We start from the raw sequence: 13,883 nt of genomic DNA on the forward strand, positions 1-13,883 counted from the left end.
GATCCTTAAAAGGTGCCTATTACATGGTTTTTTAGGGAGAAGATCAAGCTGGAGGTATAAAACCAGGAGGTAAAATATGTCAGTAATATCAATGAAACAATTATTAGAAGCAGGTGTTCACTTTGGTCATCAAACAAGAAGATGGAACCCTAAAATGGCTAAGTATATATTCACAGAAAGAAATGGAATATATATAATAGACTTACAAAAAACAGTTAAAAAAGTTGAAGAAGCTTACAAGTTCACTAAAGAAGTAGCTGAAACAGGAAAGCCAATCTTATTCGTAGGAACTAAAAAACAAGCTCAAGATGCGATAAAAGATGAAGCTGAAAGATGTGGAATGTACTTTGTTAATGAGAGATGGTTAGGTGGAATGTTAACAAACCACAAAACTATAAAAACTAGAATAAATAAATTAAGAGAATTAGAAAAAATGGAAGAAGAAGGTGTATTTAATGTTCTTCCTAAAAAAGAAGTTATAAAATTAAGAGCTGAAAAAGAAAAACTAGAAAAATACTTAGGTGGAATAAAAGACATGCCTGAATTACCAGGTGCAATGTTCGTAGTTGACCCAAGAAAAGAAAACATAGCTATACAAGAGGCTCATAGATTAGGTATACCAGTAGTTGGTATAGTTGATACTAACTGTGACCCAGAGCAATTAGACTTTGCTATACCAGGAAATGATGATGCTATAAGAGCCGTAAAATTAATAACTGGTGCTATGGCAACAGCTGTAATCGAAGGTAGACAAGGTGCTGAAGAAGAAGTAGCTGAAGACCAAGAATAATAATTTGACAATTAAATGGTAAGGGTCGCCCTTACCATTTATAATATGGAATAGAATAAGTAGGAGGAAACTTAAAAAATGGCTAATATAACTGCTCAAATGGTAAAAGAGTTAAGAGAAAGTACAGGCGCAGGAATGATGGACTGCAAGAAAGCTTTACAAGAAGCTGAAGGAAATATGGAAAAAGCAGTAGATTTATTAAGAGAAAAAGGATTATCAAAAGCTGCTAAAAAAGCTGGTAGAGTTGCTGCTGAAGGTCTAGTTGCGATAGAAATGAATGATGATAATACAGTTGCTTCTATGGTAGAAGTTAACTCAGAAACAGATTTCGTTGCTAAAAATGAAGACTTCAAAGTATTCGTTAAAGATGCTGCTTGTATGGCATTAGCTACTGATAAAGAAGATGTAGCTTCTTTATTAGGTGAGACTCATAGAGAAGGAATAACTTTACAAGAAGTTTTAAATAATAGAGTTGCAAAAATCGGTGAAAAATTAGACTTTAGAAGATTTGCTAAAGTTGTAACTAATGGACAAGTTGCTGGATACATTCATGGTGGCGGAAAAATAGGTGTTCTTGTTGAAATGGAAACAGAAGCTAGAGATGCTAAAGTTTTAGAATTAGGTAAAGATGTAGCTATGCAAGTTGCTGCTATGAATCCTAAGTACGTTTCAAGAGATGAAGTAGATGCTGAATACATAGCACATGAAACAGAAGTATTAACTCAACAAGCTTTAAATGAAGGAAAGCCAGCTAATATAGTTGAAAAAATGGTTAAAGGAAGATTAGAAAAAGAATTAAAAGAGGTTTGTTTATTAGAGCAAACTTTCGTTAAAAATCCAGATATAACTGTTAAACAATTAGTTGCTGATGTTGCTAAAGCAGTAGGTTCTGATATAAAAGTTGTTAAAGTTGTGAGATTCGAAGTTGGTGAAGGTATACAAAAGAGAGAAGAAAACTTTGCAGAAGAAGTTGCGAAGCAACTTAAGTAATAACCAAAGAGAGAACACGCAGGTGTTCTCTTTTTTAAAAAATAGAAAAAAATGGATATGAAGGATTGAAATAGGAGGTTTCTGATGGATAAACCAATGTACAAAAGGGTATTGTTAAAATTAAGTGGAGAAGCATTAGCTGGAGAAAGAGGTTTTGGTATAAACAATGATGTAGTTAATGATATTGCTATTGCTATTAAAAAAATACAAGAAATAGGTGTTGAAGTAGCTGTAGTAGTAGGTGGAGGAAACTTCTGGAGAGGTAGAACTAGCGAAGGAATGGACAGAACTACTGCTGATTATATAGGAATGTTAGCTACAGTTATGAATGCGATGGCATTACAAGATGCACTAGAAAATATAGAGGTTGCTACAAGAGTTCAAACTGCTATAGATATGAGACAAATTGCAGAGCCATATATAAGAAGAAGAGCAGTTAGACATTTAGAAAAGGAAAGAGTTGTTATATTTGGTGCAGGAACAGGAAACCCTTACTTTACAACAGATACAACTGCTGCTTTACGTGCTGCTGAAATGGAAGCAGAAGTTATCCTGTTAGCTAAAAATGTTGATGCAGTATATGACAAGGATCCAAAAGTACATGCAGATGCTAAGAAATTTACAGAATTAAGTTATATGGAAGTTATACAAAAAGAATTAAAAGTAATGGACTCTACAGCTACATCTTTATGTATGGATAATAAGATTCCAATAAAGGTATTTGAGCTTACAACAGAGAATATAATAAGAGCAGTAAAAGGTGAAAATATAGGAACTACTGTAAAATAATGAAGAATGAAGGAGGAGTAAAATTATGAAACTAGAAATACATAAGCAGTTAGAAGAGAAAATGAATGGGACAATTGATGCTCTGAAATTTGAATTTGGGACTATAAGAGCAGGAAGAGCTAATGCACAAATGTTAGACAAGATAAGAGTTGATTATTATGGAACTCCAACTCCGATAAATCAAATTGGTGCTATATCTGTACCAGAACCAAGAGTATTGATGATATCTCCTTGGGATAAATCTGCTATGCATGAAATAGAAAAAGCTATATCTAATTCAGATTTAGGATTAAATCCATCAAATGATGGTGAAGTTATAAGACTTTCTGTACCTGCTTTAACAGAAGAAAGAAGAAAAGAACTAGCTAAAAAAGCTAGTAAAGCTGCAGAAGAATTTAAAGTTAGAATAAGAAATGAAAGAAGAGACGCCAATGAAAAGATTAAAAAAATGGAAAAAGGCGGAGAATTAACTGAAGACGAGTCAAAGAAAGCACAAGATGAAGTTCAAAAAATGACTGATAAATTTATAAAAGAAATAGATGCATTATTATCTAAAAAAGAAAAGGATATAATGGAGGTATAATATTGAAAAAATATTATAACCTTTTAGGTCTTCATGTAGATGAGGTAAAAAAATATTTTGATGAACAAAATATAACTTATACTATAAAATCGATTGAAGGCAAAAAGGATAAAGATAAACTTGTAGTTCCTAGAGTTATAAAAATATCTGAGATAGGTGATAATGTAGAACTAATAATCACATACTTTTCTGACTCCTTAGTTTAAGGAGTCAGAACAATATTGGAGGCAAAATATGAATAACAACATTATGTATGACATAGACTTAAATAACATACCTACTCATATTGCTATTATAATGGATGGGAATGGAAGATGGGCAAAATCTAGATTTCTTCCAAGAACTGCAGGACATAAGGCTGGAGTAGAAACTATAAGAGATATAGTAAAAGAATGCTCAAATTTAGGAGTTAAGCACTTGACATTATATGCATTTTCAACAGAAAATTGGAAGAGACCAAAAATTGAAGTTGATACACTTATGAACTTATTATCTACATACTTAAGAAATGAAATAGCTGAGCTTCATCAAAATAATGTAAAAGTAACAGCTATAGGAGATATAAGTGCTTTACCAAAGACTTGTATAAGAGAATTAAACTCAGCTAAGGAAATGACAAAAGACAATACAGGAGTTAACTTAAATTTAGCATTAAACTATGGAAGTAGGGCAGATATAAAAAATGCTCTTATAGATATAGTAAAAAATTGTGAAAGTGGGAAAATAGATATAAACAATATTGATGAAGATATTATAAAAAACTATTTAAGCACAAAGTCTATACCAGATCCAGACTTGGTAATAAGAACAAGCGGTGAACAAAGATTGAGTAACTTTTTACTTTGGGAAGTTGCTTATTCTGAGTTTTACTTCACTGATATACATTGGCCTGATTTTAATAAAGAAGAATTACAAAAGGCTATTTATGTATATCAAAAAAGAGATAGAAGATTTGGAGGACTTAAGTAAGGAGATTATTTTATGCTTACAAGAATTATTGCTTCACTAGCTCTGGTTCCATTATTTCTATTTGTTGTATATGGAGGGATTCCTTTATATATAGCTGAGATGGCAATAGTTTATATTGCATTACATGAGTTTTATAAGGCGTTTAAAATAAAAGATATAAATCCAATCTTCATTATTGGATATATATTTTCTATTTATTTAGCTATAAAAAATATTTTTAACTTACCATTAGAGTATACTTATGCAATGATTTTCATTTTATTTTTAGCAAGTATAATTTATATGTTGATGGGCAAAAACAATGTTATAGATGTTTCGATTACGTTTTTAGGGATTTTTTATATAGGAGTGTTTTTAGATTTTATAGTTATAACTATAAATGGTTTTGAAAAAGGTAATATCTATGTATGGCTTATATTTGTTATATCTTTTATGACAGATATATTTGCATATTTTAGTGGCTATTTACTTGGAAAACATAAGTTAATTCCTAAAGTGAGTCCTAAAAAGACTGTAGAAGGAGCTATTGGAGGAATAATAGGAAGTACACTTTGTTGTATTATATTTGGATATTTATTTGGTATTAATTTGCTTCAATTAGCAATAATAGGAAGCATAGGAAGTATAATAGCTCAATTAGGAGATTTATTTGCATCTTCTATAAAGAGATATGTAGGGATAAAGGATTATGGAAAGATAATACCTGGTCACGGGGGTATATTAGATAGATTCGATAGCGTTATATTAGTTGCACCTTTTGTGTATAGTGCTATTAAATTTTTTATTAGATAAAGATTGGTTTTAAAAGAGCAGTCTATAATTGCTAGTAATGAAAATAGCTATGTAACTTCTAAAAGCAGAAGATTCTGCGATTGTTTAGTTACATGGCTATTTTCATTGTTTAATGATTTAGAATATATTAAGTGGATTATATAAAATAGGTATTGCTTTACAAATGTATACTATATTTGTAGTATGCATTTGTTTTGTATACGAGAATTGTCATTAAAAAGTATTTTTTTGTTTAATAATATCGATATTCTTAATTTTATTATCTTTTTATAATATATATATCTAAATGTAATTAGTTTATTATATATTTATAAATTTTATTTTTAAACATAATTAATAATAGATAAGTAGATTGTTGCTTTTATTGTACAAGTATATGTATAATTTAAGTAATATCTCAAAAAAAAGGAATATATTTCCATAATGTGATAAAATAAATTCAAAGAGTTAAATTCTAGGTAAATGGTACTTTAATTGTTTATTAAAATAAATTAGATATTCCATCTTCAATGTCATTTACTTGATGATTAAATTTAAAGTAGACTAATATTTAAAATAGCTTTTGAATTAGGTAATGATTTATTATACACATAAAAACTTTCAGAGATATAAAATGTTAGTAAAATAAAAAAATAATAGATAAATGTTTATTTCAAAAAGTTTGAAATTTGAGGGGGATGGATTAATGGAGACATTAACTAATAATATTATAGATAAATTAACGAATTTAAATGGGAATTATAATTTTAGGATGATGCTTTCAAGCTTAGAAAATCAGAAGAATCCATATGGAATTATGTTTATTGGAATAGATGATTTTGAGCAAATTAATAATTTATATTCTTACTCATTTGGAGATAAGGTTTTAAAAAAATTTTCTAGAGCTATTTTACCCTTTTTACCTGAAGATGTAAGTTTATATAGATTGGATGGAAATGGCTTTGGAGTTTTGTATCCAGATGGAGATTGTTATGAATTAATAAAACTATTTAATAGGTTTCAGGATGTAGCACAATGTATAAAACAGATTAATGGGCATGCTATTTCATTTACTATATCAGGAAGTATTTGTTTTTATCCTAAGGATGGTATAGATTGTGATTCATTGTACCAAAATGCACGTGTTACTTTTGAGAGGGCAAAGAAACAAGGAAAAAAGACTCTCCTTGTCTACTCAAAGGATAAGTTAACTTTTTCTCAGTATTCTATAAAATTGATAGAGTATCTAAGAGAAAGTGTGTTAAATGATTTTAAAGGATTTTATTTAAATTATCAACCACTCATTTTTGCTGATAATAAGAAACTATATGGATGTGAAGTATTACTTCGTTGGAAGAATCCTAATTTTGAAATGAAACTTGGCCCAACTGAGTTTATACCTTTTTTAGAATCTTCTGGACTTATGGATAAAGTTAGTCAATGGATAATTAGAACTGCTTTAAAACAACTGAATATATGGATAAAATATATGCCAAATTTCAAGATGAACATAAATGTATCATATCAACAACTTGAAAACCCTAGCTTCAAGTTCTTTATTTTAGATACTATAAGAAAAGAAGGTGTGCCACCATCTCTAATAACATTGGAATTGACAGAAGATAATACTATAAAAAAAATAGAAGAAATAAGACGTTCTTTCGATTTTCTTCGAAGTCAAGGCATTAAGATTACCTTTGATAGTTTTGGAGCGAAACATTCATCCTTAGAAATTTTTCGTGAATTAAGTGCAGATTCTTTAAAAATTAATCATACTCTTTTAAATCGTATTACATATGATGTAACAGACCAAAAAATTGTTTCACAAATTATTAACTTGTGTCACAGTATGAATATGACAGTCTATGTTGAAGGAATTGAAGATAAGGAAACTTTAAAAATTATTGAACAGATGAGACCAGAAATACTGCAAGGGTTTTATTATAAAGAGCCTATAAATGCAGATAAGTTTCATGAATATTATTTTGAAAAATATGTTGATTCATTTAACTATCAGGAAGATATTATATCAAAAGACGTTTCTTTAGAAAAGGAAAAGAGCATGGTATATTCTGCACTCACTCCAACGCATTCAATGAATATAAAAGAACTGATAGATAATGCATATGCAGGTATATTTCAAGTTGGAATGGACCATGAATTTACTTTTCTTACATGTAATGAAGGGTATCGTAGAATGCTTGGTTATACAATTAAAGAGATGGAAGAAAAATTTAAGAATCAAGCATTAGGATTTGTTCATCAAGATGATATAGAATATGTAAATTATGAAATTAGGAGACAACTTGGAATTAGTGATATAGTAACTATTGAATTTAGAGTAGTAAAATCTGATGGAACACCTATATGGATACTCGGAACAGGTAATGTCGTAAGAGGAAAAGAAGGATTTAAGAGCTTAATTGTAGTTATTGTAGAAAATGACAGACTTAAGAAGAGGTCTTTAGAGATGGAAGAATCATATTGGAAATACAGGAAAGTGCTGGATAATATTCCTGCTTGTGTAAAATGTATTCGTTTTGATGAAGATTTCACTTTAGATTACATTTCTCCTAGTTTTATATCATTAATAGGTTATACAGAAAAAGAAATAAAAAACAAGTTTGATGGAAAGTATATTGATTTAATCTTTGAAAAAGATAGAAAAAATGTAATAAGTGATATAATAAGCCAAATTAATTCTAAAGATATAATTACACTCAACTATCGCATCAGGTGCAAAGACAATCGTTTAATTTCTTTAGAAACAATTTCTAGGTTATGTGAAAATGATAAGGATGGGAAACAGTATTTTTATTCAAGTATAGTAGACGTAACAGATGAAACTTATGAAGAAAAAGATAGAACATCTAATAATTTAGCTAATCGATACCAAAAAGCATTAAAGCAATGGGGTGACATTTTATTTGAATATAATTTTAAGGATGATACAATAATATTTTCTGATAATTATTACAATATTTTTCAAGTAGAACCAAAATCAACAATTACTGAACAGTTATTAAATATTTATGAAGATGATTGTAAGACCTTACTGGATGCTTTAGAAGAGGCACAGAGAGGTAACAAGCCAGAAACAATAGAAATACGTATACTCTCTAAAAATAATGTGCATTTATGGTGTTCTATAGAGTTTAATGAACCAGATAAGATTGGAGATACTGCTATATCCATACTAGGAAAAATAAGAAATATAGATGAAGAAAAGAAAGAGTATAATAAATTAATTGAACAATCTCAAAATGATTTAATGACAGGATTGCTAAATAAGAGCACTACTGAGGAAAAGATTAGAAACATATTGCTATCGAGTGATAGAAGTAGAAGTTATGCTCTGTTTATGATTGATGTAGATAATTTTAAATATGTCAATGATACTATGGGACATGTATTTGGAGATAAAATATTAGTTGACTTAGCTGAATGTTTAAAAAGAAATTTTAGAAAAGCAGATATAGTTGGTCGTGTAGGAGGTGATGAGTTTATAGCTTTTATGGAGTACAGTGGAGAAAAAGAAAGTATACAAAATAAAGGTCTTGATATATTAAAAATACTAGATAGTACATTTAAGTATGATGATTTATATTTTGAAATAAGTGTAAGTATAGGTATTTCTGTATATCCAGAAGATGGAGAACAATTTTATGAGTTATATCATCATGCAGATAGTGCTCTATATAGAGCAAAAGAAGAAGGAAAAAACACATATTGTATGTTTTCTATCTAAAAAAATCTATATTATCAGAGATTGGTCTATCTTAGATATATAGAAGATAGAGCTATTTGAGGTAAATACATACTACTGCAAAGTGTTGATTATGCAAAATTCTATGAAACAGGAACCCTGTGACTTTAGTTATGGGAGATTCAGAAGTGATTAGTCATTTGCAAATTATATAGATATATTATAATTGAGGTAACAATAATGAAGAAAAAATATGATTTTTTAATTTATGCTACTATTTGGTTAGTTGCTATTATAATTTTTATATTTTCCCTATACAATAGTATAGAACATATTAAAATTATAAATTATACTAGTACCATTGGCAGTGAAACTCAAAAAGTTGTTAAACAAGAGTTGAATAATAAAAGAAATGATAACTTGATAAAACAACTAGATAGCATTTTAATAGAGCTAAGAACAGGTAAAGGGGAAAATGGATTACAAAGGTGTGATAATAAAGAATTTCAAGAAAAATTAATTCAAATGGATTCTATGTGGAAATCTATGAAAAAAGAAATTATAAAAGTTAGAAATGGTGGTTCAGGTGATGAATTATACAGATTGAGCGAAACATATTCTTCACTATCTAGAGATGTTATTTTTATATCTGAAAAACATTCTGACATAAAATTGCATACCTTTGCTACTGCATTACTTATCTATCTTATAGTCTCAACAATAAGCCTATTGATTTGGGAATGTTATAATAAAAGAAAATTTGATAAAATATTTTATACTGACAATTTGACAAAAATAAAAAATCAAGTTGCATTTGAAAACAGAGCTATTGAAATTTTACATCATGCACATAAGGGAGAATATGTGTTATTAAATATTGATATTGACAATTTTAAATATATTAATGATACACATGGATATGAATATGGTGATAAAGTTTTAATAATAGTTGCAACCGCACTTTCCAAGACATTTAATACTAAAGAAATTTGTGCAAGAGTTGGTTCAGATAATTTTGTGATACTTGCAAAATATAGAGAGACTCTATTAGATGAAATTAGTAAAATTCTGACTGATTCCATAATATCTGAATTAAATATGAATGTAACTCAAACTATATCTTATTGTATAGGTGCATATTTAGTTGAAGATGAGAAATTAGATTATAAATCTATTAACTCTATAATGGATAAGGCAAATATTGCACATAAGGTAAGTAAAAAGAGAGGGATTTCATCTACTGTATGGTATAATGAAAATCTGTTAAAGCAACTACAAATGGAAAATAGTATTTATAATTATATGCACAAGGCACTAGAAAATGAGGAATTTCATATGTATTTGCAACCAAAATTTCAGATATCTTCTTTAAACGTTGTGAGTGCAGAAGCTCTTGTACGATGGTTTTCTCCGGAACTTGGATTTTTGTCACCAGATCAATTTATTCCATTATTTGAGAAAAGTGGATTTATTATTGAATTAGATTTTTATATGTTAAAGAAAGCATGTTCATTTATAAAAAAGACATTTATGAAAAAAAATCAATACACTTATCCTATAGCAGTTAATTTTTCAAGAGTTACTATTTATCAAAATGACTTCTACCAAAGATTTTTGGATATTGTTAGAGAATATGAAATTCCTTTTAAATATATAGAAATAGAGGTAACTGAAAGTGCTTTTAATAAAATATCTGAGCCAGTTATTTCGATTTTAGATAATCTTAAAAAGTTAGGATTTTTAATTTCTATGGATGATTTTGGTTCAGGATATTCTTCTCTAAGTCTTTTATGCTCTTTATCGATTAACGGGTTAAAGTTAGATAAAAGTCTACTTAAAGAAACTTTTAATAGAGAAAAAGTGTATAGTATTATTCAGTGTATTATCGAAATGTCACATCGTATAGATATGTCTGTTGTATGTGAAGGTATTGAAACTAAAAAGGACCTAGATTTTTTAAAGACGATTAAATGTGATGTGGGACAGGGTTTCTATTTTTCTAAACCGATAGAAGAAAAAGAATTTTTTAATAAATATGTAACTGGAAAAATAGTATAATGTTTTTTTATTGATTTATGGATTGAGCTATTTAATGAAATATGAAATAGCTCAATCCATAGTTATGTACATCAAAAAATATAAATCATTCAAACTGTTTTTTATATTTATATAAAAATTCTTCTATATTTTTTGATTGTTCCCATATTTCAACTGCCTCTACATCTAGTAAATAAAGTATAGAATCATTTACAAGTTCAACATATTCCCCATCTTCTGAGCCAAGTGCATGCCTTTCAATTTTTAATCCTTTTTCCTCATAATATATTTTTGTTTCTCTATATAGTGATTCTCGTTTTTGTATATAGTCTTTTACTTCATTGTTTGGAAAATTATATGAATCTACCAATGTTTCACCATTTATAAAGGTTTTTTCATTAGCAATTTTTTCATCCCAACAATGGATTTCGTTCCAGCTAAAAAATATCTCACCATCATTTGGTATGAATGAAAATCTAGTAATAATATATAAATAATTGTTGAAATTTACTTCATAATATTCAGGGATATCTTTAAATTCAATATAGTAATTTATATAATTAAAATTACTACTGTCTCTTTTTACAAATGGTATTTTTTCAATAAATTTATATATCGATTGTTCATTTTTAAAAATTCCTATATCGTAGCTTCTTTCAAATTGATTAATTTTTAATAAATATGGCATATTTTCTCCTTTTTTCTAAAATATAAATTTTAAAATTTTTTAATTAAATATTTGTATATGATTTATATAATATTATAATAATGAGTTTTAAATCAATACAATAGTATGTATTTTTTGGATAGCTATTTTTCTAGTTTTGTAATGCCCAGTATTCATAACCAAATATACTTTTTCTTTTACAAAGTTTAACTAATTTATTTCTATTTATTGACTTGTACATTTTATTGGAAACTTTCATTCTTTTTATTTTATTATCTGCCTCTATTTTAAAATAATATTCCTTTCCAGAACGAGAAGAAATACTTACTTTATCAATCACTTTTACAAATTCAATTTCAGGTTTATCCAATGTGGCAACATAATTTAAAGCTGGTGTTGTAGAAAAACTAAGAATGAACGTAGAAAAGAGAACTAATAAGATGATAAATTTTGTCTCTCTTATTTTTTTTGAAATTAACATTAAAATATATGGTATAAATAATATTATCATATAAATGAAAACAAAAGTGAATCTCTCTTTTGTGGATGTATATAATAAATTTGTAGATAGAAGAAGAATCATTATTGACAATACACATGCAGTGAAAGGAAATGGTATATAATATTTTTTTAAGTCACTTTTTTTAGGCATTTCCATTGGCATTTTAGGATATAGTAATAAATACATTATCCAACAAAATAATGAGATAAATATGTATATAGAGAACTTAAGCTTAGTGGGAAGAAAAAAAGCAACAATAGCAAGTGTTGTTAGAAAGTAACGAATAATGCGAACAACATTTCTTTCTTTTTCTATGACAGTTAAATCCCAATGATTTTTTATAAATTCGTGTTTTCTTTTATGAGCCTGATTCATTTAATCATCTCCTGTTAGTAGTATAGTTTTAAATCTATTACTTTGATTTATTTTAACATATTTATTTCTACTAAACTATAATTCATATCTATTTATAAAAGAATTATTTATCTAAATAGGTGAAAATTTTCCAAAATAGATAAAATGTGATAGAATATATTTTGCGAGGTGATAATATGATTTCATACGCTCCATTATGGAAATTATTAATTGACAGAAAAATAAAGAAAATGGAATTTGTAAATATATCAGGTATAAGTATTTCTGTTTTAGGGAGACTAGGAAATGATAAATCTGTTTCTATGGATACAATGGAGAAGATATGTCTGGCACTAGACTGTAAAATAGAGGATGTTGTTGAAATAAAAAGAGACATTTAATAATACTAAAATATTTTATAATACTTTATAAAATACAGAAACAATGGATTGATTTTGGTTTGTAGAATATACTACATGAAATTTCTATGAAGAGTAAAAATAATTGTTTTAGTAGTGTTATAATGTTTTGATAGGGTATATTTATTATTAGAAAGGATTATTATATGAAAAGGATATCAATTTTAGGCTCTACAGGCTCTATAGGTAAACAAACTTTAGATGTAGTCAGAGAAAATAGAGACAAGTTTGAGATAGTTGCAATATCAGCTAATAGTAATATTGAGTTATTACTAGAACAAATAGTAGAATTTAAACCTAAATACGTAACAGTTTTTGAGGAAGATAAAGCATTAAAATTAAAAGAAATGTTGTCAAAAGATATAAAAATAGAAGTTTTAGCAGGGATGGAAGGACTAAAAATAATATCATCACTTGATGAAGTTGATGTACTTCTAACTGCTGTTGTAGGAATGATAGGCTTGGTTCCAACTCTTTGTGCTATAAAGAAGGGAATAGACATAGCATTAGCGAATAAAGAAACGTTAGTAACTGCTGGCGAACTTGTAATGAGAGAGGCAGAAAAATATAATGTAAATATTCTTCCTGTTGATAGTGAACATAGTGCTATATTTCAATGTTTAAATGGAGAAAATAAAAAAAACATAGAAAAGATAATACTTACAGCATCTGGAGGTCCATTTAGAGGAAAGAAAAAAGATGAACTTGTAAATATAACTAAAAATGAAGCTCTTAAGCATCCAAACTGGAGTATGGGTAGAAAGATAAGTATTGATTCTTCAACACTTATGAATAAAGGTCTTGAAGTTATAGAAGCTAAATGGCTATTTGGGGTAGAACAAGAAAATATAGATGTAGTAGTTCATCCACAAAGTATAATCCATTCAATGGTACAATATACAGATAGCTCAATAATAGCACAATTAGGATGTCCAGATATGAGACTACCAATACAATATGCTCTTACATATCCAGATAGAATGGAAAGTAGCTTTGAAAGAATGAATTTTTCAAAATTTAGCACTTTAACTTTTGAAGAGCCAGATTTAGAGACTTTTCCATGTTTAAAATTGGCTTATGAATGTTTAAAAATGGGAGGAACTTATTCTTCTGTTCTAAATTCAGCAAATGAAGTTTTGGTAAGTGAATTTTTAGAGGATAAAATTGGTTTCTATGACATACCATATTACATAGAGAAGACTTTAGAAGTTCATAGTAGCATAAGTAAACCAACATTGGAGGAAATATTAGAAACAGATAGATGGAGTAGAGCTTATGTTGCAAATCTGATAAAAAAATAGGAAGG

The 13,883-nt window shown here is 27.9% G+C and carries 13 protein-coding genes; 11 read left to right on the top strand and 2 right to left on the bottom strand.

Annotated features, from left to right (window positions below; genetic code table 11):
• The first annotated feature begins 76 nt into the window (after positions 1–76).
• From rpsB to KGF38_RS02945, 9 genes are all read left to right on the top strand, one after another.
• A complete protein-coding gene (rpsB, locus tag KGF38_RS02905) occupies positions 77–790 on the top strand; it encodes a 30S ribosomal protein S2 (protein WP_003424537.1) in 714 nt (237 codons plus the stop codon).
• A 78-nt stretch (positions 791–868) separates the two neighbouring features.
• Positions 869–1,780 carry a translation elongation factor Ts gene (tsf, locus tag KGF38_RS02910; RefSeq protein ID WP_054276922.1) on the top strand — a complete coding sequence of 304 codons (912 nt, stop codon included), beginning with the start codon at positions 869–871 and terminating at the stop codon, positions 1,778–1,780.
• An 84-nt stretch (positions 1,781–1,864) separates the two neighbouring features.
• Entirely contained in the window at positions 1,865–2,569 is a 705-nt protein-coding gene (gene pyrH / locus KGF38_RS02915) for a UMP kinase (protein WP_021384989.1), read from the top strand.
• Between the two features lie 25 nt (positions 2,570–2,594).
• Complete coding sequence (frr, locus tag KGF38_RS02920; protein WP_021384992.1) at positions 2,595–3,152, top strand: ribosome recycling factor; 558 nt, start codon at positions 2,595–2,597, stop codon at positions 3,150–3,152.
• 2 nt (positions 3,153–3,154) lie between these two features.
• On the top strand, positions 3,155–3,358 hold the full coding sequence (locus tag KGF38_RS02925) for a hypothetical protein (protein ID WP_054270598.1): 204 nt from the start codon (positions 3,155–3,157) through the stop codon (positions 3,356–3,358).
• 28 nt (positions 3,359–3,386) lie between these two features.
• Entirely contained in the window at positions 3,387–4,121 is a 735-nt protein-coding gene (locus tag KGF38_RS02930; RefSeq protein ID WP_054270597.1) for an isoprenyl transferase, read from the top strand.
• 12 nt (positions 4,122–4,133) lie between these two features.
• Positions 4,134–4,913: a phosphatidate cytidylyltransferase gene (locus tag KGF38_RS02935; RefSeq protein WP_054270596.1), complete on the top strand. Its 780-nt coding sequence runs from the start codon at positions 4,134–4,136 to the stop codon at positions 4,911–4,913.
• Positions 4,914–5,598: 685 nt separating this feature from the next.
• On the top strand, positions 5,599–8,640 hold the full coding sequence (locus KGF38_RS02940; protein ID WP_054270595.1) for a diguanylate cyclase domain-containing protein: 3,042 nt from the start codon (positions 5,599–5,601) through the stop codon (positions 8,638–8,640).
• 198 nt (positions 8,641–8,838) lie between these two features.
• Entirely contained in the window at positions 8,839–10,656 is a 1,818-nt protein-coding gene (locus KGF38_RS02945) for a putative bifunctional diguanylate cyclase/phosphodiesterase (RefSeq protein WP_074179645.1), read from the top strand.
• Between the two features lie 85 nt (positions 10,657–10,741).
• On the opposite strand, the gene KGF38_RS02950 is transcribed toward KGF38_RS02945, so the two are convergent.
• Together KGF38_RS02950 and KGF38_RS02955 are read right to left on the bottom strand one after the other, a co-directional pair.
• Positions 10,742–11,323, bottom strand: a complete 582-nt coding sequence (locus tag KGF38_RS02950) for a hypothetical protein (protein ID WP_074179646.1) — start codon at positions 11,321–11,323, stop codon at positions 10,742–10,744.
• A gap of 130 nt (positions 11,324–11,453) precedes the next feature.
• Positions 11,454–12,179, bottom strand: a complete 726-nt coding sequence (locus tag KGF38_RS02955) for a hypothetical protein (RefSeq protein WP_227832150.1) — start codon at positions 12,177–12,179, stop codon at positions 11,454–11,456.
• A gap of 176 nt (positions 12,180–12,355) precedes the next feature.
• Between KGF38_RS02955 and KGF38_RS02960 the strand changes: the two genes are divergently transcribed.
• On the top strand, positions 12,356–12,559 hold the full coding sequence (locus KGF38_RS02960; protein ID WP_021384994.1) for a helix-turn-helix domain-containing protein: 204 nt from the start codon (positions 12,356–12,358) through the stop codon (positions 12,557–12,559).
• Positions 12,560–12,723: 164 nt separating this feature from the next.
• Complete coding sequence (locus KGF38_RS02965; RefSeq protein ID WP_054270592.1) at positions 12,724–13,878, top strand: 1-deoxy-D-xylulose-5-phosphate reductoisomerase; 1,155 nt, start codon at positions 12,724–12,726, stop codon at positions 13,876–13,878.
• Positions 13,879–13,883 lie beyond the last annotated feature (5 nt).

The organism is Clostridioides sp. ZZV14-6387, assembly GCF_020657835.1.
In the GTDB taxonomy this organism is placed as follows: Bacteria; Bacillota; Clostridia; order Peptostreptococcales; family Peptostreptococcaceae; genus Clostridioides; species Clostridioides difficile_A.